Below are 23,222 nucleotides of genomic sequence, written 5' to 3' on the forward strand. Positions count from 1 at the left end.
TCCGACAACTTGTCTATCCTTTAGTTTACACCAAATTTTTATTTTCATGTATGGCAATTAAAAAAATTTACACGAAATGGGAATAATTATGCTTCTGTTCGGGAATTCCAATCTTTTAAGAAGCCTTCAATCCCTTTATCTGTTAATGGATGATGGAATAATCCCATTAATACTTTGTATGGAATGGTTGCAATATGAGCGCCTCGTAACGCTGCTTCTGTGACGTGAATTGGATTACGAATGGAGGCTGCAATGATTTCTGATTCAATGCCATGCACGTTGAAGATGTCTGAAATAGTTGAAATTAGATCTAAACCGTTTTGGCCGATATCATCTAATCTGCCTAGAAATGGAGAAACATAGGTGGCTCCAGCTCTTGCCGCAAGTAAGGCCTGGTTCGGACTAAAAATGAGGGTTACGTTTGTTTTGATTCCTTCTTGTGCAAAAGCATGAGTCGCTTTTAACCCATCTGGAGTCATTGGAACTTTTACGGTAATATTCGGAGCGATTGCTGCAAGCTCTCTGCCTTCTCGAATCATGCCTTCTGCATCAAGCGCAATAACTTCTGCACTAACAGAGCCAGGGACAAGTGCCGTAATTTCTCTTAAGCGGTCGTGAAAAGAAACACCTTTTTCTCTAGCGACTAATGATGGATTAGTAGTTACACCTGCAAGTAATCCAAGGTCATGGGCTTCGCGTATCTCGTCTAAATTAGCTGTATCAATAAAAAATTTCATAATTAATCCCTCCATTTTCCGACTAAATATTCAAATTTCTTTTCACAGAATAAAACCGTCCTAATAGTACTACCAGGACGGTTTACATTTTATCATATTCTAGAACAAATATGAAATGTAGTTAGACATTTGCCATTGTTCGATTAAGCTTTACCTGCAGAACCGAATTCGCGGATTTTGCCGATAACTGTTTCTTTGATCGCATCGCGAGCTGGTCCTAAATATTTACGTGGATCGTACTCTTCTGGCTTCGCAGCTAATGTTTCACGTACTGCTTTTGCAGATGCGATTTGGTTTTCAGTGTTCACGTTGATTTTCGCTGTTCCAAGAGAAACAGATTTTTGGATATCTTTTAATGGGATACCAGTACCGCCGTGAAGGACTAATGGAAGGCCAGTAATGTTTCCGATTTCTTCCATTTCAGCAAAACCAAGGTTTGGTTCACCCTTGTAAGGACCATGAACAGAACCTAAAGCAGGTGCAAGACAGTCGATACCTGTGCGTTTTACTAACTCTTCACATTCTTTAGGATCTGCGTAGATAACGCCATCAGCAACAACGTCGTCTTCCTGGCCGCCAACAGTTCCTAATTCCGCTTCAACAGACACACCTTTTGAATGTGCATAATCAACTACTTTTGAAGTAATTTCAATATTTTCTTCAAATGGGTGGTGGGAAGCATCGATCATAACAGATGTGAAACCTGCATCAATCGCTTCTTTACACTTATCAAAGCTTGAACCGTGGTCAAGGTGAATTGCTACAGGAACGGTAATTTTCAAATCTTCCATTAAGCCTTCAACCATTTTTACAACTGTTTTGAAGCCGGACATATAACGAGCTGCCCCTTCAGAAACACCAAGAATTACAGGTGAATTCTCAGCTTGTGCAGCTTGAAGAATCGCTTGAGTAAATTCTAAGTTATTTAAGTTAAATTGCCCAACCGCATAGCCTTCAGCTTTGGCTTTAATGAGCATTTCTTTCATGGAAACTAATGGCATTTCTATTCCTCCTTAAATTAGGCAGATATCTTTTCAATTCGGTCTTCCATATTAAGGTTTTCCCTCAATTTTACGGATTATGTATTCCTTGAAAAAGATAAACAACCAGTAAAAAGTTCATATGTATCATATCAAACCAGGGGGCGAAATGCCATTATTTAAATGCAGTTTTGTAAACTGTCATAATGAAAGCGCGCCCATTTTCTATGTAAGCACTTTCCTTATATTTCAAGGCCAAAAAACGAAATTTAATTCATTTTTTGGGGAATGTGTTTCCTAACAGCTGCGCGTATATCATCAATATCAAACGGCTTAGCAAAATGGGTAATCGCACCAAGATCCTTGGCCTCTTGAATCATATCCAGTTCACCATAAGCTGTCATAATAATGACGCGGATATCCGGGTCAATTACCTTCATTCGTTTTAAAATTTCAATTCCATCCATTCCAGGGATTTTCATATCCAATAGGACAAGGTCGGGGTCATGTTTTGTCACAATTTCAAGGGCCTGAATGCCATTGGCTGCCTGATATGTTTGATACCCCTCTTTTTGAAACACTTCATTTAGTAAAATTCTAATGCCAAACTGATCATCAACGATTAAAATTTTCTCTTTCATAACTCCACCTCTTCCTTGTTTACTTGATGCATTTTTATTATCCCACTATTTATCACTTGTTATATTTCTCTATTTGGAAAATAATCTCCTGCAAAATTTCTCGGAATTTGTTAATATTTTTGCAATATCGAAAAAACGCTTATAATAAAAGGGTGAAAAGGAGGGTTTTTATGTTAAAAATGTTTACTACCCAATTAACCGGTTTGTTTAAACGGCTTGAAGAAAAAGAAGAATATTCGTTTGAAGACGGAGCCCGCTTGCTTGCCCAGGCACCGGTTGGCGATGGGTCTATATATATTTTTACTACAAAGGAAATGAAAGCGGTCGAGTTCGAGGCTTTGGAAGGGGCAGAACCGTTTTCGGGTGCCAAGATTTTTGACAGCGTTGAGGAATTAACCGAATCCGATCGTATATTGATGTTCACGCGTTATTCTAATGATGAGTCTGGACTTAAGCTTGCCGAACAGCTTCGCGAAAAAGGAATTCCATTTGTTGCGGTGGCGACCTCCGTTCCGGGTGGTGAACTCTTACAAGAATCAGCGGATCTCCTGATTGATTTGCGGCTGACCAAAGCCTTGCTCCCAGATGATGAAGGAAATCGGTACGGATATCCCTCTTCGATGGCAGCTTTGTTCGTTTATTACGGCTTGAAATTTACGATTGAAGAGATTTTGGCAGAATATGAAGAGTAAAAGCGGGTTTTGGACCCGTTTTTTTATTGCCCTCGATTATTTCCCGGGGGGTAAACTTGGGGTTGTTCGACTTTTAAGGAGTTTTGTACCATTTCGGGACACTTTTGTTGATATTTCGCAAGGTTATGTACAAGTTTTCCATACTTTTGTACAAATATTGAGGTGTTTTGTACAAATAGACAATTTTTGGAAATCTACCTACTGGTGCCTGACACCAAAAAATGATACCAAAAAAATAAGGACCAGATAACTGGTCCTGAATACTTCCTTATTTTTGCAATGATGCTTTAATAAAGTCACGGAATAACGGCTGTGGACGATTTGGTCTTGAGACAAACTCCGGATGGAATTGTGATGCCACAAACCACGGATGGTCCTTCAACTCAACAATTTCCACTAAGCGGCCGTCTGGGCTAGTGCCTGAGAAAATGAAGCCTGCTGCTTCCATGTCTTTACGGAAATGATTGTTAAATTCATAGCGATGACGGTGACGCTCATAAACAACCTCTTCGTCATACGCTTCAAACGCCTTCGTACCCTCAACAATACGAGCTGGATATAGACCAAGACGCAATGTTCCGCCCAAATCCTCCACATCTTTCTGTTCAGGGAGTAAATCAATGATTGGATAAGCTGTTTCCGGTACAAATTCTGCGGAATGCGCCCCTTCCAATCCAAGCACATTACGGGCAAATTCAATGGTTGCCAGCTGCATTCCTAAACAAATACCAAGGAACGGCTTCTTCTGCTCACGAGCATAACGAGTCGCTTCAATTTTCCCTTCAATCCCGCGGTCACCAAAGCCGCCTGGAACAAGAACTCCATCCACATCATCCAATAGTTCCGCTACATTTTCACGGGTCACATCTTCTGAATTAATCCATTTGATTTCCACATCGGCATCAAACGCATAGCCTGCATGTTTCATTGCTTCAACCACAGAAATATAAGCATCTTGAAGTTCCACATATTTTCCGACTAGACCAATACGTGTCTTGCCGGAAAGATGAGTTACGCGGTCTACGAGTACTTTCCACTCGGTCATATCCGCTTCTTTTACGGATAATTTCAAATGGTCACACACGATTTGATCCATGTTTTGCTCTTGAAGGGCAAGTGGGATCGAATACAGCGTGTCTGCGTCCATACATTCAATCACAGCTTTTGAGTCAATATCACAGAACAAGGCAATTTTATCCTTCATGTCCTGTGAAACCGGCATTTCTGTACGCACAACAATAATATTTGGCTGAATACCAAGACTGCGCAGTTCTTTGACGCTATGCTGGGTCGGCTTTGTTTTCATTTCGCCCGCTGCCTTGATGTACGGAATTAATGTACAGTGAATGTACATTACATTTTCGGAACCGATATCGCTCTTGATTTGGCGAATCGCTTCAAGGAATGGAAGAGATTCAATGTCCCCTACCGTTCCGCCGATTTCCGTGATCACGACATCAGCATTTGTTTCTTTCCCGGCACGGAAGCAACGTTCCTTAATTTCATTGGTGATATGCGGAATAACCTGAACCGTTGCCCCTAAATAATCACCACGGCGCTCTTTCCGTAAAACCGTTGAATAAATTTTTCCGGTTGTTACGTTCGAATACTTGTTTAAGTTGATGTCGATAAAACGCTCATAGTGGCCTAAGTCCAAATCGGTTTCAGCGCCATCACCTGTTACGAACACTTCACCGTGCTGATAAGGACTCATCGTTCCCGGGTCGACGTTAATGTATGGGTCGAATTTTTGAATGGTTACATTCACGCCCCGATTTTTCAATAAACGGCCTAATGATGCTGCCGTAATTCCTTTTCCTAGTGATGAAACCACACCACCAGTTACAAAAATATATTTTGTCATAAATATTTCCCCCTCTTATACAGTTTGTACATTATTCAGTTTGTTTAAGGGTTTTTGTAAAAAAATATTTTCCTTACGCCCGTAAAAAATGAAAAAACTCCGTGGAACATGAGTTTTTTGAACAATAAAAAACGCTCGCCTACTTGTGGTAGGGAGCGTATTATAAGTAAATAATGTATCGTCCTCTTTTTAAGGAGCCCAAAAAAGATAATACAAGGGCGTGGAAAAAAAGTCAAGTGGATTAATCTTCTTTGACTTCTTCCTCATCATCAAATTCTTCTTCTTCATCCTCAAGGTCATCGTCAAGATCATCTTCTTCATCCAATTCAATGTCAAGATCATCTTCAATGGCATCATCATCGTCGTCAAGATCAAGATCATCATCTTCATCGATATCAAGATCTTCTTCATCATCAAGTAGATCATCTTCATCATCAAAGTCATCAAAGTCATCTTCAATCTCATCGACTTCATCGAAATCTTCGAGATCGTCTTCATCGACAACCTTCTTCGCCTTCTTCTTCTTCGGTTTCACAACGGCAACCACTTCTTCTTCAGCTGTATCGACTGGATACCAGACACGAAGTCCCCAGCGGTTACTTCCTAATGAAAGGAAACGGCCATCCACATTGATGTCGGTGTAAAATTGAGCAAGTCGGGAACGAACTTCATCATCAGAAATCCCTGAAGCTTGTTTAATTTCTTCTACTAGTTCATTAAAGGCAATCGGCTGTTTACTATTTTTCAAGTATTCATAAGCCATTTCCATTAGGGAAAATTCTTGTAATTCCTCTTTTGAGTATTGTGCTAAACTCAATATCGGCACTTCCTTTCTCTATTTAACACTCTTAAATGAGTGAATAACGGACTATCAATAAATTGATATATGATAGAAATGGAGAACTGTCTAGCTCCAGCTCCCTGCGACTAGTGTACTTCGCCCTCCTCCTACGATAAGTCAACATCGAATCGCTTACGCTCTTCGTGTTTCCTTTATCTCGTTCGGAGTGCTCCAGTCCTGTCGTGCGCAAAACGGTCGCTTCCGCTTTTCTCGTAAAATTTGCATATTCTTCATTATAAACAAATTCTTCCGGTTTATGCTAGTGCTAGTGAGTTGTTTCATCTGAATTTTTATGGACGAGGTCTTTTTCCATCTTTTTTCTTTGCCTGCTTCTGCTTTTTCATCTCTTTCAGCGCAATCACTAGAAAGAAGATTGCTAGCAAGAAGAACGAGACTGCTCCCAACTGACGTTGATAGAGATAATTTAACGGCCAGGCAAACACAACTAAAATGATTAAAATATAACTAAACCTCATTTGCTCCACCTGCCCAAATCCCTCGAAGTATGTACGCTAAATCATTATATAAGATCACCGCAAATAATAATATCTCATAAAAGAAGTTTTATTACAAAAATTGGTGTCAGGCACCATGTGTGCCTGACACCCTAAATGATAAGAAATAATTTTCGACTTTAAAAATTGTCCAGCTCCAGTGCTGAACAGGGCACTTGCGCTTTTCTTACTTACATATTCCTGCGATATTGCCCGCCGACTTCGTAAAGAGCTCTAGTGATTTGGCCGAGGCTGGCGACTTGGACGGTTTCCATTAGCTCGGCAAAGATATTGCCATTTTTGACGGCAGCTTCTTTCAAACGTTGCAATGCTTCTCCCGCCGACGCTGCATGACTTTCCTGGAAGGCACGCAGATTTTGAATTTGCAGTTCCTTCTCTTCGTAAGACGCGCGCGCTAATTCCATATTATTGACGTCTTCTTCTGACGGAGGATTTGGATTCAAATACGTATTCACACCGATAATCGGTAATTCACCCGTGTGTTTTTTCATTTCATAATACATCGATTCATCCTGAATTTTGCCGCGCTGATACTGGGTCTCCATGGACCCAAGCACACCGCCGCGGTCATTCAAGCGTTCAAATTCCTGTAATACCGCTTCCTCCACTAGATCCGTTAACTCCTCCACAATAAATGATCCTTGGAGCGGATTTTCATTTTTGGATAAGCCATGCTCTTTCGTAATAATCATCTGAATCGCCATCGCACGGCGTACCGATTCCTCAGTTGGCGTTGTAATCGCCTCATCATAAGCATTCGTATGAAGGGAATTACAATTATCTTGCAACGCCATTAACGCCTGCAGTGTTGTCCGAATATCATTAAAGTCAATTTCCTGCGCATGCAGCGAACGCCCCGACGTCTGAACATGGTATTTCAATTTTTGACTTCGTTCGTTTGCCCCATATTTATCGCGCATCACTGTCGCCCAAATACGGCGGGCCACCCGGCCAATTACGGTATACTCCGGATCCAGGCCATTTGAGAAGAAGAAGGACAAGTTCGGTGCAAAATCATCAATCTTCATACCGCGGCTCAAATAGTACTCGACATACGTAAACCCATTCGACAACGTAAACGCTAGCTGTGAAATCGGATTGGCGCCTGCTTCGGCAATATGATACCCCGAAATCGAGACGGAATAATAGTTGCGCACTTGATGGTCAATGAAATATTGCTGAATATCGCCCATCATCCGCAGTGCAAATTCCGTTGAGAAGATACATGTATTTTGACCTTGGTCTTCTTTTAAAATATCAGCCTGCACCGTACCGCGCACCGTACGGAGTGTATAGGCACGAACTTCCGCAAATTCCTCCATCGTTAACACCCGGCCAAGCTCGGCTTCCTTCCTCTGCACCTGCTGATCAATCGCTGTATTCATAAACATTGCTAGAATAATCGGTGCGGGGCCGTTAATAGTCATGGATACCGATGTTGACGGATGACATAAATCAAAGCCGTCATACAACTTTTTCATATCATCTAGTGTACAAACACTGACACCGCTTTCGCCGACCTTCCCGAAAATATCCGGGCGGTGATCCGGGTCTTCACCATACAGTGTCACCGAGTCAAACGCCGTACTTAAGCGTTTCGCCTCATCATCCTTCGATAAATAGTGGAAACGGCGATTCGTACGCTCCGGTGTTCCTTCCCCAGCAAACTGGCGTTTCGGATCCTCGCCTTCGCGCTTAAACGGAAATACCCCAGCCGTATATGGGAATGAACCCGGGACGTTTTCCTGGTAAACCCAGTGAAGAATTTCCCCGTAATCCTTATACTTTGGCAGCACTACTTTCGGAATATCGAGCCCTGATAAGCTTTTCGATCTCAACACGGTAATAATCTCTTTATCACGGATTCTCGTCACGAACTTGTCGCCGGAATACGCCTCCCGCGTTTTTGCCCAGCCCTCAAGAATTTTTCGGGATTCAGGTGTCAGTTTTGCTTCCGTCTCTTGCTTAACCGCCTCTAACGCTACAATCACTGCCGCATCGCTGACCGCTTCCATCGCCCCTTCTAACTGGAATAACTTCCGGGCAATCCCCGCCTGTTCTTCCGCTTTCCGGTGATAGCCGCGCACCGTTTCAGAAATTTCCCGTAAATAATAACGGCGGTCGGTTGGGATAATCACGTTCTGTTTTTCCACTAAGGCATCTTTAGTAAAATTAGTCACCCAGCCCGTGCCCATTTTATCGTTAATTTTTTCAATCAGTGCTGCAAACAATCCATTTGTCCCCGGGTCATTAAACTGACTCGCAATCGTTCCATATACCGGCATGTCATCAATGTCTTTTTCAAACAGCATATGGCTGCGCTGGTATTGCTTTTGCACCTGGCGCTTCGCGTCCTCCGAGCCCTTGCGCTCAAACTTATTGATAACAATCAGGTCCGCAAAATCAATCATGTCAATCTTCTCGAGCTGGGACGGGGCCCCAAACTCACTCGTCATTACATACAAAGAAACATCGCAAATCTCCGTAATTCCCGCATCTCCCTGGCCAATTCCGCTCGTCTCGACAATGACGAGATCAAAGCCAGCTGCCTTCGTAACGGCAACCGCATCCTTAATGGCCAGTGAAAGTTCACTTTTGGAACTCCTTGTAGCCAGCGAGCGCATATACACGTTCGGGGAAAAAATCGCATTCATGCGGATTCGGTCCCCAAGCAGGGCGCCCCCCGTCTTTTGCTTCGTCGGATCAACTGACAGAATCGCTACCTTTTTATCAGGTAGTTCATTAATAAAGCGGCGGATTAATTCATCGGTCAATGAACTTTTCCCGGCACCGCCCGTTCCCGTAATCCCAACGACAGGAATCTCTTTCTCGAGTGACTTCACTTGATCGAGCACTCGCTCAGCCGTTGCCGCTGCTTCATTCGTCCCATCGACATGAAGCTCCGCAATCGTGATCAGCTTTGCCACCGCATTGACATCCCCACTCGGCAGCTTCTCGATTTGATTGGCTACATCGTGCGGGACCGTCGCAAAATCGCACTCCTCAATCATCCGGTCAATCATGCCCTGCAGCCCCATCCTGCGGCCATCCTCAGGGGAGAAGATCCACGAAATCCCATACTCATGGAGCTCATCGATTTCGCGCGGGATAATTACCCCGCCGCCGCCGCCAAAAATACGAATATTCGGTGCACCTTTTTCTTTCAACAAATCGTACATATATTTGAAATACTCGACATGCCCGCCTTGATATGAAGAGATTGCAATTCCCTGCACATCCTCCTGGATCGCCGCGTTCACGACTTCCTCTACTGAGCGATTATGGCCGAGATGGATGACCTCCGCCCCGCTCGCCTGAAGAATCCGCCTCATAATATTGATGGAAGCATCATGCCCGTCAAACAAACTCGAAGCTGTGACAAAGCGAATATGATGTTTCGGTTGATAATTCCCCATCGTTCTCCCCCTTTTTTATAGGCTGTATTAAACTTGGATGTTGATTTCCGCTCCAATCAGCATCGTCACCTGGTCAACATTACGACCTAGCCTGTGTTGACGTATGAATCCCGTGAAACAATTGCTCTGTTTGCAGTTCAATATATTCATCTAGTGTATATAATTTTTGAAGGGCCCAGCGCCGGAACGCCCACATTTGTCCCTCAACAATAATGTTATGGGAAATCAGTGCGATCTGTTTTTCCGATAACTCTAGTTCTCCATTTTCGACACAGCGGACCATTAGGCTCTCAAACATCGCCGCCATTTCAATTTCTTTTTTCAGCACATATGGAAGGGCGTCCTTCGTCAGCGATTTGGCTTCTTGATACATGACCAGCACTTCATCCTGCATCTCATCCATAACCCGGAAATAATGCCCCACCCCAAGCTTCAGACTTGAAAGGGTGCCTTTTTTCTGCTCCAAATCCTGCTCAAGGCGTTCACTCACATGTTCATAAATGCTGTCACAGACGAGGTACAGGACATCTTCCTTCGAGCGGATGTATTCGTAAAGGGTCCCAATACTGAATCCTGCGGCTTTGGCGATTTCTCTCGTTGTCGTCCGGTGAAAGCCTTTTTCTTTAAAAAGGCTGACGGCCCCTTTAATCATTTGGTCCCGCCGTTTCTGAACAAGACGTTCATCCTTTACAGAAGCCAGTACTTCTCGTTTTTTTATCATGTTCTAATCCGCCTTACTTCGTGATCATCCGCGAGATCACAAGTCGTTGAATTTCTTGTGTGCCTTCATAGATTTGCGTAATTTTCGCATCGCGCATGAAGCGCTCCACTGGATAATCCTTTGTATAGCCATAGCCGCCAAAAATCTGAACAGCCTCGGTTGTTACCTTCATCGCCGTATCGCCTGCAAATAACTTCGACATCGCCGACTCCTTGCCGTACGGCAGACCTTGCGACTCGAGCCATGCGGCTTGATACGTTAATAGTCGTGAGGCCTCAATCCCTGTGGCCATATCTGCGAGTTTAAAGGCAATCCCTTGATTTGCGACGATTGGTTTGCCGAATTGATGACGTTCTTTGGCATAGTCTGCGGCTGCGTCAAGCGCCCCTTGAGCAATCCCCACTGCTTGAGCAGCAATACCGTTGCGGCCGCCATCAAGAGTCATCATAGCAATTTTAAAGCCTTCGCCTTCTTCTCCGAGTCTGTTAGCAATTGGAACCTTACAATCTTCAAAAATAATTTCAGTGGTCGGTGAAGAACGAATTCCGAGTTTCTTTTCTTTTTTCCCAACTGAAAAGCCTGGGAAGTCGCTCTCGATAATAAATGCAGTGGTTCCTTTTTGTCTGCTTGAAGGGTCGGTTAATGCAAACACCACATAAATGTCCGCTACCCCACCATTCGTAATGAAAATCTTCGAGCCATTGAGAACATAATGATCGCCTTCACGACGGGCAGTCGTTCTCATTCCGCCGGCATCCGAACCGCTGCCAGGCTCTGTTAAGCCGTAGGCGCCAATTTTTGCCCCTTCTGCCATTGGGCGCAGGTAGGTTTGTTTTTGCTCCTCACTGCCAAATTTATAAATCGGCCAGCCCGCTAGAGAAGTATGGGCTGAGAGCATAACGCCCGTTGATGCGTCAACGCGGGAAAGCTCTTCTACTGCGATACAGTACGCCAGATAATCACTGCCAATGCCGCCGTACTCTTCCGGCCACGGAATCCCGGTTAAACCCAGCTCCGCCATTTTGTCAAAAATCTCGCGATCAAAGCGTTCTTCCTCATCGCGCTCCGCTGCCGTCGGAGCCACTTCATTCCGGGCAAAATCACGAACCATTTTCCGAATCATTTCATGTTCTTCAGAGAGTTTAAAGTTCATTTCAAGTCCTCCTAGTGGATATGTTTAAGGCTGTTTTCGCATATACGAGCCAGATTTATAAATGCTTACTGATAACAATCCGTTGAATTTCACTTGTTCCTTCATAAATTTCCGTGATTTTTGCATCTCGGAAATAGCGCTCGACCGGATAATCTTCGGTGTATCCGTAGCCGCCGAAAACTTGAATCGCTTCGGTGGTGACTTCCACCGCCGTTTTCGTCGCGAACAATTTCGCCATTGACGCTTCCAACGTACATTTTTTTCCATGGGTCCGTAAACACGCCGCACGATAGACTAATAGTTTCGCTGCTTCCACACTGGTCGCCATGTCGGCTAATTTAAAGCCAATCCCTTGTTGAGCGGCAATCGGCTTTCCAAATTGGTGGCGGTCCCCGGCATAGGTGGTTGCGGCTGACAGTGCGGCCTCAGCAATCCCAAGCGCCTGGGTCGCAATCCCGATGCGGCCGACATCAAGGTTGGCCATTGCAATCTTAAAGCCTTCGCCCTCAGCACCCAGCAGGTTTTCAGCTGGAACATGCATATCCTCGAACGTAAGTTGGACCGTTCTCGAGCCATGCAAGCCCATTTTCTTCTCATCTTTGCCGACGATAAAGCCAGGAGTATTTTTTTCAACAATAAACGCTGATATCCCCTTGCTGCCTAGTTCCGGATTTGTTTTCGCAAAAACGATATAAACATCGGCCTCGCCGCCGTTCGTAATGAACACCTTCGAGCCGTTGATGACGTAATGATCGCCTTTCTTGACGGCACGGGATTTTAAGCTGGCCGCATCCGATCCGGAACTCGGTTCGGTTAAGCAAAATGCACCGAGATACTCCCCTGAAGCCAATTTCGGCACGTATTTCTCTTTCTGTTGCTCTGTTCCAAAATAAAGGATCGGGTTTGTGCAGACCGAGGTATGCACAGAAAGGATTACCCCGATGGTAGCGCTTACTTTAGAAAGTTCATGGATTGCTAGGATATAGGAGGTGAAGTCCATCGCCGCACCGCCATATTTCTCAGGGACAGGAATCCCCATTAACCCAAGCTCCCCCATTTTGCGGAGAATTTCGCGCGGAAATTCTCCTCTTTCCATATTCTCAATGAATGGGGCAATTTCGCTGTTCGCAAAATCGCGGACCATTTTTCGCATCACTTCTTGTTCTTCGGTGAATGTAAGATTCATGTTGGTCTCCCCTTTGGAGGAATGTACTATCGTGGTGCTCATCATTATCACGACCCCTTTTCGAAGAAATGCTGTGTCTATTCGTACGTATAAAAACCGCGCCCTGATTTCTTTCCAAGCCAGCCTGCTTTCACATATTTGCGCAGGAGCGGACAAGGACGGTATTTGTCATCGCCAAAGCCTTGGTGAAGTGTTTCCATGATATAAAGACACGTATCCAAACCAATAAAATCAGCCAAGGTTAACGGCCCCATCGGGTGGTTCATGCCGAGTTTCATGACTTCATCGATCGCTTCCTTTGTAGCCACACCCTCATAAAGTGTATAAATCGCTTCGTTAATCATTGGCATCAGAATACGATTGGAAACAAATCCTGGGAAATCATTGACTTCAACGGGTACCTTACTCAAGGTTTTGGTCATATCTTCAATCACTTGGTAGACTTCATCGGATGTTGCAAGACCGCGAATGATTTCAACAAGCTTCATAACCGGAACGGGGTTCATAAAGTGCATACCAATTACCTTTTCTGGACGCTTAGTGGCCGCCCCAATTTCCGTGATCGGCAATGATGAGGTATTGCTCGCAAGGATCGCGTGTGCTGGGGTAATTTCATCCAGCTGGGCAAAGATGCTGGTTTTGATGCTCATGTTTTCCACGGCAGCTTCGATGACGAGGTCAACGTCACGGGCATCGTTTAGATCGGTGGACAGAGTAATGTTGCTGAGAATTTCTTGTTTTTGCTCTTCTGTGAGGCGTCCTTTGTCAACGTTTCGTGTAAGTAGTTTATTGATTCCGGCTAGGCCGCGTTCCACAAACTCCTGTTTTAAATCATTAAGTACAACCATGTACCCTGCCTGGGCACAAACTTGAGCAATTCCGGAGCCCATTTGTCCGGCACCAATGACCATCAGCTTTGAAATCTTCATTCGATTCTATTCCCTCCAAGAAGGCCGGAAATGAGTCCGGCTTAGCATTTTTTATTTGGTATCTACTAATCTTAAAAACTATTATCCGCGCGGAACCTCGATCATCACCGCATCGCCCTGGCCGCCCCCGCTGCAGATTGCGGCAATTCCAAGTCCGCCGCCACGGCGTTTTAATTCATGCATTAATGTGAGAATAATGCGTGCCCCGCTTGCCCCAATCGGGTGACCATAAGCGACCGCACCGCCATTAACATTGATCTTTTCTGGATCCAAGCCGGCAATTTTCCCACTGACTAAAGCTACCGCCGCAAAGGCTTCATTAATTTCAAATAAATCAACTTCATCTACTGTTTTGCCTGTTTTTCGTAACAGCTCATTAATGACAAGTCCCGGAGTTTTTGGGAAATCCTTTGCTTCCACCGCAATCGCCGCATGGCCGACAATCACAGCTTCAGCAGCACGGCCTTCGCGAGCCGCACGTTCTTCACTCATTAACACGAGGGCAGCCGCACCGTCATTGACACCTGGCGCATTCCCTGCCGTAATCGTTCCCGTTGAATTAAATACCGGTGCTAATTTAGCCAAACGCTCTAAAGACGTATCTTTTCGCGGTGCTTCATCTGTTGCCACCACCACTGGAGCTCCTTTGCGCTGTGGAACCTCTACCGCGACGATTTCTTCCGCCAACTTCCCACTCTCTATCGCTTCAATCGCGCGCAGATGACTTCTAAGTGCCCACTCATCCTGTGCCTCACGGCTGATTTCCATATCTTGAGCTGCTTCGTTGCCATAAGTCCCCATGTGAACGCCAGTAAAGCTGCAGGTTAAACCGTCCTGAATCATTAAATCCTTCACCTGTGCGTCTCCCATGCGGAAGCCCCAGCGTGCTTTTGGAAGTACATATGGGGCATTGCTCATCGATTCCATCCCGCCTGCCACAATCACTTCCTCATCGCCGGCGCGGATGATTTGATCAGCCAACGTGACACTGCGCATTCCGGATGCACAAACCTTATTAATGGTTTCTGTTTTCACTTTCCATGGCAGTCCCGCATGCTTCGCCGCCTGACGCGATGGAATCTGCCCCTGTCCCCCTTGTAAGACCGTTCCAAGAATGACTTCCTCAACCTCTTCTGGCTTCACGCCTGCACGAACTAATGCCTCTTTTACCGCGATTCCTCCTAACTGTGAAGCAGTAAAGCTGCTCAAACCTCCTCCTAATTTTCCAAAAGGCGTTCTAACTCCGCTTAAAATTACTGTTCTTCCCATCGTTCACACACTCCCCTAATCATAATATTCAGATAAGCTTTTATAAAAAATAATTCCGGTGACTGAACGCTCGCTCGGACACAAACAAAAAAAGAAACGCAGTTCTCTGCTTTTTTAAAATGGTAATGTAAGCGTTTTATTTACAATTATATTTTACATAAAAAAGCGTAGAAGTTGAAATGTTTTACACAAAATTTTAAAAATTTTACGAATTGAATAAACAAATCAACTTCTACACTCCATCAAGACCTATGCGACTTCACCACAAACCGCTTTTTCCAGCAACTCTGCTACATCGTATGTTGATACCTTTTCTTCGACCTCTTTCGCCTTCGTTCCATCCGAGAGCATCGTTAAACAGTACGGACAGCCGGAGCTGATGACCGAAGGATTCACAGCAAGTGCCTGCTCGGTTCGAGCCACGTTAATGCGCTGCCCGGTTTCTTCTTCCATCCACATCAAGCCGCCTCCTGCACCACAGCACATCGCCTTCTCTCTGTTCCGCTCCATTTCAAGAAGTTTCACGCCTGGAATCGATTTTAGAATCTCACGCGGTGCATCATAGACATCATTGTAACGCCCTAAATAACAAGAATCATGGAATGTAATCGTCTCATTTACCGCGTGTTTCGGTACGAGCTTCCCATCGCGAACCAGCTCGTAAAGAACCTCGGTGTGATGGAACACCTCAACATCGGTTAAACCAAAATCAGGGTATTCATTTTTGAAAATATTATAAGCATGCGGGTCAATCGTAACGATTTTCTTGACCTCTGCTTTTTCAAATTCCTCAATATTTTTCGTTGCCAGCTCTTGGAACAAGAATTCATTGCCGAGTCGGCGCGGTGTATCGCCAGAGTTCTTCTCTTTGTTTCCGAGGATGGCAAATTTAATGCCAGCTTCATTGAGCAGTTTTGCAAATGATAAAGCAATCTTTTGGCTGCGGTTATCATATGAACCCATAGCACCCACCCAGAAGAGGTATTCAATTTCCTCACCTGCTTTGTTCATTTCCTTAACGGTTGGTACATGAACATCCTCGCGGGCTTCGCGCCATGTTTCACGTTCTTTTCTATTCAAGCCCCATGGATTGCCTTGGCGTTCGATATTAGTCATCGCACGCTGCGCATCGGCGTCCAGTTTCCCCTCGGTTAACACTAAATAACGGCGCAAATCAATAATTTTATCAACGTGCTCGTTCATGACAGGACATTGATCCTCACAATTTCGGCAGGTCGTACAAGCCCAAATTTCTTCCTCCGTAATTACATCGCCAATCAAGCTTGGGCTGTAGGCTAAAGCAGCTGCGGATTCCTTGGCGCCTTGGCCCGCTGACGCTAGGGCCAGTTGATTTCCCGTCGTATTCCCAAACGCAAAGGTTGGCACCCACGGCTGCTTAGAGGTAACAGAGGCACCATGATTGGTTAAATGATCACGCATTTTTACGATTAAATCCATTGGTGACAGCATTTTCCCTGTCCCCGTAGCCGGACACATATTTGTACAGCGGCCGCATTCCACACAGGCATAAAAATCGATCATTTGGTGCTGCGTGAAGTCCTCTAATTTTCCAACCCCAAACGATTCCTGGGTTTCATCTTCAAAATCAATCTTTTTCAATTTTCCTGGTTTATCTAAACGGTTAAAATAAACATTCGCAGGTCCTGCAATTAAGTGGGCATGCTTGGATTGTGGTACGTACACTAAGAAGGTTAGCAAGAATAATAAGTGCGCCCACCAGGCAATGTAGAAAATTACAATAGAGGCGGTCTCACCAATCCCTGAAAAAATAACTGAAATCAGCGAAGCAATAGGTTCAGTCCAAGACGTCCCTTCACCATGCCAAATAAGGCTCATTCCATTGCCTAGTAACACAGAAAGCATCAGGCCGCCGATGAAAATAAGAACCAGACCCGATTTAAAGTTGCGTTTCAAGCGGACTAATTTTTCAACATACCGGCGGTAAAAAGCCCAGATAACGGCCACTAAAATCATCAGTGTGACGAGCTCTTGGAAAAAAGTAAACCCGGCATAAAGCGGTCCAAGTGGAAGATGTGCCCCCGGTTTAATCCCTTTGATAATAAAGTCAATGGCGCCAAATTGGACGAGAATAAATCCGTAGAAGAACATGACGTGCATAATCCCGCTTTTTTTATCCTTGAGCAATTTCTTTTGGCCGAACACATTGACCCAAATTTTGCGAAGCCGCTCTTTGACATTGTCATCGAACTCAACCTTTTTCCCAAGCTTAATAAATTCAATCCGGGTTTTGACTACATACACGAACAGACTGATTGCGTAAGCGGTTACAAAAAGAAACGCAATCAAGTTAACCCAAAGTAATCCATTCATAGTTATGCCCCTTTCCTTGTTATCCCCTAAAACGACTTTGAAAATAATTAATTTTCAGAATCTATACTTAACTCTATTATATTATGAATGAGCATTCAGTCAAATGATTTTTTGTTAAGTTGCGTTAACTTATAGAAAAGGATACTTTCGGTAAAACTAACGAAACTGATTGGAGGAAAGAACCCAGATGAATGTGGTACTCATGTTGAGCTTACTCCTTTTTCTCATCATTATTTGGATCGTTTTGGATTTTCATTTAGGTCGAAAGAAGCATCTTTCCATTGTCAGTAGAAGGGAAACGACCATTATTCATGGTGACATTGATATTTTTACGCATGGAAAAAAGTTGTTTGCCGACTATTTTCATGAACTTCGGAATGCAGACAAGCATATTCATGTGCTCTTTTATATTGTTAAAGATGATGCAATCAGTCAGGAATTTTTCTCGATTTTAAAAGAAAGAGCCCGTGCAGGGGTGGAAGTTCGGCTTCTCATTGACCGCCTTGGCAGCTGGAAGGTTAAAAAGGCGGTGATCCAGTCATTGCGTGAGGAAGGCATTCGCTTCGCTTTTAGCAATCATATTAGACTTCCCTTTCTGTTTTATTCTTCTCAGGTCAGGAATCACCGTAAGATTACGATTATTGACGGGGAAATTGGCTACCTCGGCGGCTATAATGTCGGCAAGGAATATATCGATGAAGATCCTTCCTTGGGGATTTGGCGCGATTACCATTTGAAAATTACCGGACAGAGCGTTAATTTTTTGCAGACGGAGTTTTTAATCGATTGGCGCGAATATGCGGGTGAGGATATTATGAAGGATTCAGCTTATTTTCCTGTCTTGGCTGACGGTCAGGTTCGCCACCGATTTGTTCCGACAGAAGCCCAGCAGTTAGAACAAAATTATCTCACACTCATCCATCAGGCAAACGATTCGATCATCATTGGTTCGCCCTATTTTATCCCCTGTCAAAAAATCTTAGCGGCGTTACTCACTGCCTTAAAGCGCGGCGTTCATCTTAAGGTGATCGTTCCGTATGCAGCTGACCATCTGTTGGTCCAAGAAGGCTCGTTCCGCTATTTACGTAAGCTGATTCGAGCAGGTGCTGATGTTTTTCAATATAAAAAGGGTTTTTACCATGCGAAGACACTTGTGATTGATGACAAAATTTGCGATATCGGCACGGCTAACTTTGATAAAAGAAGTATGTATTTAAACAAGGAAATCAATTGTTATATTTATGACCAGGCTTTTATTCGACGTTTGATGGAGATTTTAGAAAAGGATATTGAGGATTCTGTTCCGCTGACTTTAGCGGTCCTAAACAAACCAAATCCGGCCCGTATAATCAAAGAAGGCATCGCAGCGATCGTATCCTATTTTCTATAGCAAGGAGTTATTTTTATGAAGATTCGGTTTGGTTATGTTTCACATGCGATTAGTTTGTGGGATGCTTCGCCGGCGAAGACGCTGACGTTTACTCGGTATCAGCAGCTAAGCCCTGAGGAGCGCATGGAAAAGCTGCTTGAGGTAACGAGGCAGAACTTGAATCATACCCTGCGCATGCTCTACTACAATCTTGCTCATGAACTTGAACTGTATCGGATGTCGAGTTCGATCGTCCCGCTCGCGACCCATCCGGAGGTGAACTGGGACTTTGTGACTCCTTTTCGCACTGAATGGCTAGAGATTGGCGAGTTGGTGAAAAAAAAGAAATTAAGGGTCAGTTTCCATCCGAACCAGTTCACCTTGTTCACCTCACCGCAAACGAAGATTACCGAAAACGCGGTGGTCGATATGCGTTACCATTATCGTATGTTTGAAGCAATGGGCCTTGAGCAGGAAGGGCTGATTAATATCCATATTGGTGGTGCCTATGGTGATAAACAAAAAACTCTACCGCGCTTTCATCAAAATTTAACGACACTGCCCGCGCCCATTAAACAGGTCATGACATTAGAAAATGACGATAAAACGTACAATGCCGAAGAAACGTTAGCAGCCTGCGAAAAGGAATCCATCCGGTTTGTGTTCGACTATCACCACCATATGGCCAATTTGTCCAAGACATCACTCGAGGAACTGCTGCCGCGGATTTTCCGAACTTGGGAGCATGGGCATGGACCGCACGGCATCCCGAAGGTCCATATTTCCTCCCCAAAAAACGAGAAGGAATTCCGTTCTCATGCTGACTTCGTGGATCCGGAATTTATCATGCCGTTTTTGAACATGGTCCGCGAAATCGGGGCTGATGTTGATTTCATGATCGAGGCCAAAGCAAAGGATCAGGCGGCACTGAAATTAATCGAAGATCTGAGTAAGCTTCGTGGGTTTAAGCGGATAAGCGGCGGTGCGGTCGAGGTCAAATAAAAAGAGTCTTATCGTAAACTTTGTTGCTGTGTTCGATTCGTGGCCTATTCGGACAGCTATCGAGATTTCTAAGGCAAGTGTGTCCGAACCTCGCTCGTCTTCAGACAACTTTCGTGATCTCAAAGGCTAGCGTGTCCGAACCTCCCTTGTCTTCGGACAACTTTTGTGATTTCAAAGGCTAGCGTGTCCGAACTTCACTCGTCTTCGGACAGCTTTCATGATTTCTAAGGCATGTGTGTCCGAACCTCGCTCATCTTCGGACAACTTTTGTGATTTCAAAGGCCAGCGTGTCCGAACCTCGTTCTTCTTCGGACACCTTTCATGATTTCTAAGGCATGTGTGTCCGAACCTTGCTCGTCTTCGGACAACTTTCGTGATCTCAAAGGCTAGCGTGTCCGAACCTCCCTTGTCTTCGGACAACTTTTGTGATCTCAAAGGCTAGCGTGTCCGAACTTCGCTCGTCTTCGGACAGCTTTCGTGATTTCTAAGGCATGTGTGTCCGAACCTCCCTTGTCTTCGGACAACTTTTGTGATTTCTAAGGCTAGCGTGTCCGAACTTCGCTCATCTTCGGACAACTTTCGTGATCTCAAAGGCTAGCGTGTCCGAACCTCGCTCGTCTTCGGACAGCTTTCGTGATTTCTAAGGCATGTGTGTCCGAACTTCGCTCATCTTCGGACAACTTTCGTGATCTCAAAGGCTAGCGTGTCCGAACCTCGCTCGTCTTCGGACAGCTTTCGTGATTTCTAAGGCCAGCGTGTCCAAACTTCGCTCGTCTTCGGACAGCTTTCGAAACTTCAAAGGCAATCCTGTCCGAAGTATAATTCCTTCTGTAGATTTTTATGATTAAATCTGTTCCAAAAACAACAATTATTCCGAAAGCAGCCTATAAGAAAGAGTCTTCGAACACGCTCGAAGACTCTCCTTTTATTCCTCAATTAAGTTCATAACAGGAACGTCACGCTCATTGTCCGGATCATTCCGTGAATAAATTCTCGCTACTTTTGCCGCCTCATCCACATGTTGAATAATCACTGGCGTCCCCTCGTAGGTAACATGAATCATATCAGCCGATTCAGCAATTTCCTTGGCTCGTCCCACATTCATTGGTCTCATCCACTCCCTAGTTTTCATATCCCTACTAGTATTTGACAACAATTAGGTACTATTCATTTTTATGGACAAACCCATGAAAAAAGCCCCCTTACCGAAGTAAGAGAGCCATCAGCCATTACATTTTTTCCGGAGCGGAAACCCCAATCAATGCCAGCGCATTGCGGAGCGTAATTTGCACAGACCGCACCAACCCGAGGCGCGCCTTAGTGCGCTCGATATGTTCGAGATCAAGCACCTTTTCTGCATTATAAAAACTGTGGAACGTCGACGCCAATTCTACGATATAGTTCGTAATCCGGTGTGGGACGCGCTTCACTGCGGCCTCCCCTACAGCTGCCGGGAATTCCCCAATCTTCTTCAATAAATCCATTTCCTTCTCTGATGTTACCAACGAAAAATCCGCATCCGCCGTCACTTGAACACCCTGCTCCTCTCCTGAACGCAAGATACTAGAAATCCGCGCATGGGCATAGTGAGCATAATAAACAGGATTCTCATTCGATTCCGACACCGCTAAATCCAAGTCAAAATCCATATGTGTATCCGAGCTGCGCATCGCAAAGAAATAACGCGTCGCATCGAGGCCGACCTCATCAACCAAATCACGCATCGTTACGGCTTTACCGGTCCGCTTACTCATCTTCATCTTCTCGCCATTTTTATAAAGGTGAACGAGCTGAATAATTTCCACCTCAAGAGTTTCACGGTCATAACCCAACGCCTGAAGCGCTGCTTTCATCCGCGGAATATAGCCGTGGTGATCCGCACCCCAAATGTTAATCAACTTTTCAAACCCGCGGTCCAGCTTGTCCTTGTGATAGGCGATATCTGGTGTCAAATACGTATACGAACCATCCTGCTTAATCAGCACCCGGTCTTTGTCATCACCAAATTCCGTCGAACGGAGCCACGTCGCACCGTCTTCCTCATACACATACCCACTCGCACGCAGCGCCGCCAAAGCCTCATCAATTTTTCCATTCTTATAAAGCGAAGTCTCTGAATACCAAACATCAAATCCAACACGGAAATCCTCAAGATCCTGCTTCAGCTTCGCCATTTCATATTTCAGACCGTACTCACGGAAAAACTCTTGGCGCTCGTCCTCGGACACATGCACATACTTATCCCCAAACTCCTCGGCCATCTTTTTCCCAATACCAATAATGTCCGCACCGTGGTAGCCGCCCTCCGGCATCTCTTTTTCCAAACCTAGAGCTTGGAAATAACGCGCCTCCACCGACAATGCAAGATTATTAATCTGATTTCCTGCATCATTAATATAATATTCACGCGAAATATCAAAGCCCGCCTTGTCTAGAATATTACAAAGCGAGTCACCCACCGCCGCACCGCGGGCATGTCCAAGGTGCAAGTCACCCGTTGGATTCGCTGACACAAACTCGACCTGAATCTTCTGGCCGCCGCCAACTGTTGTTTCCCCGTACTTCTCCCCAGCATTCAGCACCGTCGGAATCAGTTCGGTTAAATAACTATTATTCATATAAAAATTAATAAATCCTGGACCAGCAATCTCGATTTTTTCAATCGATGCCTTCGAGCGATCGATATTCGCAAGCAGGGCCTCCGCAATCACACGCGGTGCTTTCTTTGCAACACGAGCCAGCTGCATCGCCATATTTGTTGAATAATCGCCGTGCGCCTTCTCCTTTGGTGTTTCCAGAATCACATCCGGAATTTGTTCCTCAGACGCCAGTTCCGCCTTCAGCACTGCCGCCCGAATCTCTTCTTTTAACTTACTTTGTACTTGTTCAACTATGTTCATTGTTATCCTCCTGAAAGGTAATTTCCAAATGGTATGTACCAGCAGGCTTACCCTGCATTGAAAAATCATAAAGAATGTCAATCAAACCATCAGCATGCTCAATCCGTTTAGCCAGCGTGATCGTCTCAAAGGACCCAAACGGCATTTCATAACTGCCGCGCAGCTTCTTATGCAAGCGAAACGGCAAGCGCATCTTCACGGCACCACCGCGCAAAATCAGTGCCTCATCACCAGCTACCTTCACAATCGTCCGGACAGTGCCCTCATCCTGCACCTCTTCGTACTTAAGAAACGAGGCACCATCTTTTTCAAGATAGCGGCCAAACACCGCCAGCTCATACACTTCCTTGCCTCCCTGCTGATGAATCGTCGTTTTCACATTAATTTTCATCGGAATTTCAGTCGTAGACAAACCTAATGGCACTTCCCTTTTTTCTTTGATAATCTAGCTCCAGCGCCCTAGCGGCTAGTGTCCTTCGCTCTCCGCCCTACGATAAGTCAACATCGAATCGCTGGCGCTCTTCGTGTTTCCTTTATCTCGGTTGGAGCGCTCCAGGCCATACGCCGCTGACCAGGGCGCTTGCGCTTTTCTTTTTTAAAAAGGAACTCAGATTCATTCTTTAGAATGGTTCTAGTCCTCATAATTGACGTATCT

19 protein-coding genes are annotated in these 23,222 nt (G+C 44.9%); 3 read left to right on the forward strand and 16 right to left on the reverse strand.

Annotated elements, in window-relative coordinates:
- Positions 1-86: 86 nt before the first annotated feature.
- The 3 genes from fsa to AC4QJR_RS27255 form a co-directional block, all read right to left on the reverse strand.
- Positions 87-737: a fructose-6-phosphate aldolase gene (fsa, locus tag AC4QJR_RS27245; RefSeq protein ID WP_251459557.1), complete on the reverse strand. Its 651-nt coding sequence runs from the start codon at positions 735-737 to the stop codon at positions 87-89.
- A gap of 143 nt (positions 738-880) precedes the next feature.
- Entirely contained in the window at positions 881-1,738 is an 858-nt protein-coding gene (locus AC4QJR_RS27250; protein ID WP_496524848.1) for a class II fructose-bisphosphate aldolase, read from the reverse strand.
- 248 nt (positions 1,739-1,986) lie between these two features.
- On the reverse strand, positions 1,987-2,358 hold the full coding sequence (locus AC4QJR_RS27255) for a response regulator (RefSeq protein WP_026568193.1): 372 nt from the start codon (positions 2,356-2,358) through the stop codon (positions 1,987-1,989).
- 170 nt (positions 2,359-2,528) lie between these two features.
- Between AC4QJR_RS27255 and AC4QJR_RS27260 the strand changes: the two genes are divergently transcribed.
- Positions 2,529-3,050 (forward strand): DUF2529 domain-containing protein, encoded by a 522-nt coding sequence (locus AC4QJR_RS27260; RefSeq protein WP_496524849.1) that lies wholly within the window; start codon positions 2,529-2,531, stop codon positions 3,048-3,050.
- Between the two features lie 268 nt (positions 3,051-3,318).
- Here AC4QJR_RS27260 and pyrG read toward each other — a convergent pair whose 3' ends face one another.
- The 10 genes from pyrG to AC4QJR_RS27310 all read right to left on the reverse strand — a co-directional run bounded on the left by pyrG (position 3,319) and on the right by AC4QJR_RS27310 (position 17,296).
- Complete coding sequence (gene pyrG / locus AC4QJR_RS27265) at positions 3,319-4,914, reverse strand: CTP synthase (RefSeq protein ID WP_098571548.1); 1,596 nt, start codon at positions 4,912-4,914, stop codon at positions 3,319-3,321.
- A 241-nt stretch (positions 4,915-5,155) separates the two neighbouring features.
- Positions 5,156-5,731 carry a DNA-directed RNA polymerase subunit delta gene (gene rpoE, locus AC4QJR_RS27270; protein ID WP_496524850.1) on the reverse strand — a complete coding sequence of 192 codons (576 nt, stop codon included), beginning with the start codon at positions 5,729-5,731 and terminating at the stop codon, positions 5,156-5,158.
- A 314-nt stretch (positions 5,732-6,045) separates the two neighbouring features.
- Positions 6,046-6,231, reverse strand: coding sequence for a hypothetical protein (locus AC4QJR_RS27275; RefSeq protein WP_375374621.1), 186 nt, complete (start codon positions 6,229-6,231; stop codon positions 6,046-6,048).
- 209 nt (positions 6,232-6,440) lie between these two features.
- Positions 6,441-9,686, reverse strand: coding sequence for a fused isobutyryl-CoA mutase/GTPase IcmF (icmF, locus tag AC4QJR_RS27280; RefSeq protein ID WP_496524851.1), 3,246 nt, complete (start codon positions 9,684-9,686; stop codon positions 6,441-6,443).
- 79 nt (positions 9,687-9,765) lie between these two features.
- Positions 9,766-10,404: a TetR/AcrR family transcriptional regulator gene (locus tag AC4QJR_RS27285; protein WP_098571654.1), complete on the reverse strand. Its 639-nt coding sequence runs from the start codon at positions 10,402-10,404 to the stop codon at positions 9,766-9,768.
- 16 nt (positions 10,405-10,420) lie between these two features.
- The gene (locus AC4QJR_RS27290; RefSeq protein ID WP_375374623.1) at positions 10,421-11,560 is read right to left on the reverse strand and encodes an acyl-CoA dehydrogenase; all 1,140 of its coding nucleotides are present in this window, start codon (positions 11,558-11,560) and stop codon (positions 10,421-10,423) included.
- A 55-nt stretch (positions 11,561-11,615) separates the two neighbouring features.
- Positions 11,616-12,746, reverse strand: a complete 1,131-nt coding sequence (locus tag AC4QJR_RS27295; protein WP_496524852.1) for an acyl-CoA dehydrogenase — start codon at positions 12,744-12,746, stop codon at positions 11,616-11,618.
- Between the two features lie 77 nt (positions 12,747-12,823).
- On the reverse strand, positions 12,824-13,675 hold the full coding sequence (locus AC4QJR_RS27300) for a 3-hydroxybutyryl-CoA dehydrogenase (protein WP_496524853.1): 852 nt from the start codon (positions 13,673-13,675) through the stop codon (positions 12,824-12,826).
- Between the two features lie 81 nt (positions 13,676-13,756).
- A complete protein-coding gene (locus AC4QJR_RS27305) occupies positions 13,757-14,944 on the reverse strand; it encodes an acetyl-CoA C-acetyltransferase (RefSeq protein ID WP_496524854.1) in 1,188 nt (395 codons plus the stop codon).
- Between the two features lie 249 nt (positions 14,945-15,193).
- Complete coding sequence (locus AC4QJR_RS27310) at positions 15,194-17,296, reverse strand: heterodisulfide reductase-related iron-sulfur binding cluster (RefSeq protein WP_496524855.1); 2,103 nt, start codon at positions 17,294-17,296, stop codon at positions 15,194-15,196.
- 187 nt (positions 17,297-17,483) lie between these two features.
- Here AC4QJR_RS27310 and cls point away from each other — a divergent pair, with 187 nt between their 5' ends.
- Both cls and uvsE read left to right on the forward strand, forming a co-directional pair.
- Positions 17,484-18,686: a cardiolipin synthase gene (gene cls / locus AC4QJR_RS27315; RefSeq protein ID WP_496524856.1), complete on the forward strand. Its 1,203-nt coding sequence runs from the start codon at positions 17,484-17,486 to the stop codon at positions 18,684-18,686.
- Between the two features lie 15 nt (positions 18,687-18,701).
- Complete coding sequence (gene uvsE / locus AC4QJR_RS27320) at positions 18,702-19,667, forward strand: UV DNA damage repair endonuclease UvsE (RefSeq protein WP_496524857.1); 966 nt, start codon at positions 18,702-18,704, stop codon at positions 19,665-19,667.
- 925 nt (positions 19,668-20,592) lie between these two features.
- On the opposite strand, the gene AC4QJR_RS27325 is transcribed toward uvsE, so the two are convergent.
- From AC4QJR_RS27325 to AC4QJR_RS27335, 3 genes are all read right to left on the reverse strand, one after another.
- The gene (locus tag AC4QJR_RS27325) at positions 20,593-20,772 is read right to left on the reverse strand and encodes an H-type small acid-soluble spore protein (RefSeq protein ID WP_098571655.1); all 180 of its coding nucleotides are present in this window, start codon (positions 20,770-20,772) and stop codon (positions 20,593-20,595) included.
- Between the two features lie 124 nt (positions 20,773-20,896).
- Entirely contained in the window at positions 20,897-22,567 is a 1,671-nt protein-coding gene (argS, locus tag AC4QJR_RS27330; RefSeq protein WP_496524858.1) for an arginine--tRNA ligase, read from the reverse strand.
- A complete protein-coding gene (locus tag AC4QJR_RS27335; RefSeq protein ID WP_496524859.1) occupies positions 22,554-22,979 on the reverse strand; it encodes a YwiB family protein in 426 nt (141 codons plus the stop codon). The genes argS and AC4QJR_RS27335 overlap by 14 nt, the downstream gene beginning before the upstream one ends.
- Positions 22,980-23,222 lie beyond the last annotated feature (243 nt).

Source organism: Neobacillus sp. BP17, assembly GCF_059579525.1.

Excerpts from the sequence above, each read along its gene's own strand:
- fsa (WP_251459557.1), bottom strand. The coding sequence starts at position 737 with ATGAAATTTTTTATTGATACAGCTAATTTAGACGAGATACGCGAAGCC.
- AC4QJR_RS27250 (WP_496524848.1), bottom strand. The coding sequence starts at position 1,738 with ATGCCATTAGTTTCCATGAAAGAAATGCTCATTAAAGCCAAAGCTGAA.
- AC4QJR_RS27255 (WP_026568193.1), bottom strand. The coding sequence starts at position 2,358 with ATGAAAGAGAAAATTTTAATCGTTGATGATCAGTTTGGCATTAGAATT.
- AC4QJR_RS27260 (WP_496524849.1), top strand. The coding sequence starts at position 2,529 with ATGTTAAAAATGTTTACTACCCAATTAACCGGTTTGTTTAAACGGCTT.
- pyrG (WP_098571548.1), bottom strand. The coding sequence starts at position 4,914 with ATGACAAAATATATTTTTGTAACTGGTGGTGTGGTTTCATCACTAGGA.
- AC4QJR_RS27275 (WP_375374621.1), bottom strand. The coding sequence starts at position 6,231 with ATGAGGTTTAGTTATATTTTAATCATTTTAGTTGTGTTTGCCTGGCCG.
- icmF (WP_496524851.1), bottom strand. The coding sequence starts at position 9,686 with ATGGGGAATTATCAACCGAAACATCATATTCGCTTTGTCACAGCTTCG.
- AC4QJR_RS27290 (WP_375374623.1), bottom strand. The coding sequence starts at position 11,560 with ATGAACTTTAAACTCTCTGAAGAACATGAAATGATTCGGAAAATGGTT.
- AC4QJR_RS27295 (WP_496524852.1), bottom strand. The coding sequence starts at position 12,746 with ATGAATCTTACATTCACCGAAGAACAAGAAGTGATGCGAAAAATGGTC.
- AC4QJR_RS27300 (WP_496524853.1), bottom strand. The coding sequence starts at position 13,675 with ATGAAGATTTCAAAGCTGATGGTCATTGGTGCCGGACAAATGGGCTCC.
- AC4QJR_RS27305 (WP_496524854.1), bottom strand. The coding sequence starts at position 14,944 with ATGGGAAGAACAGTAATTTTAAGCGGAGTTAGAACGCCTTTTGGAAAA.
- AC4QJR_RS27310 (WP_496524855.1), bottom strand. The coding sequence starts at position 17,296 with ATGAATGGATTACTTTGGGTTAACTTGATTGCGTTTCTTTTTGTAACC.
- cls (WP_496524856.1), top strand. The coding sequence starts at position 17,484 with ATGAATGTGGTACTCATGTTGAGCTTACTCCTTTTTCTCATCATTATT.
- uvsE (WP_496524857.1), top strand. The coding sequence starts at position 18,702 with ATGAAGATTCGGTTTGGTTATGTTTCACATGCGATTAGTTTGTGGGAT.
- AC4QJR_RS27325 (WP_098571655.1), bottom strand. The coding sequence starts at position 20,772 with ATGAATGTGGGACGAGCCAAGGAAATTGCTGAATCGGCTGATATGATT.
- argS (WP_496524858.1), bottom strand. The coding sequence starts at position 22,567 with ATGAACATAGTTGAACAAGTACAAAGTAAGTTAAAAGAAGAGATTCGG.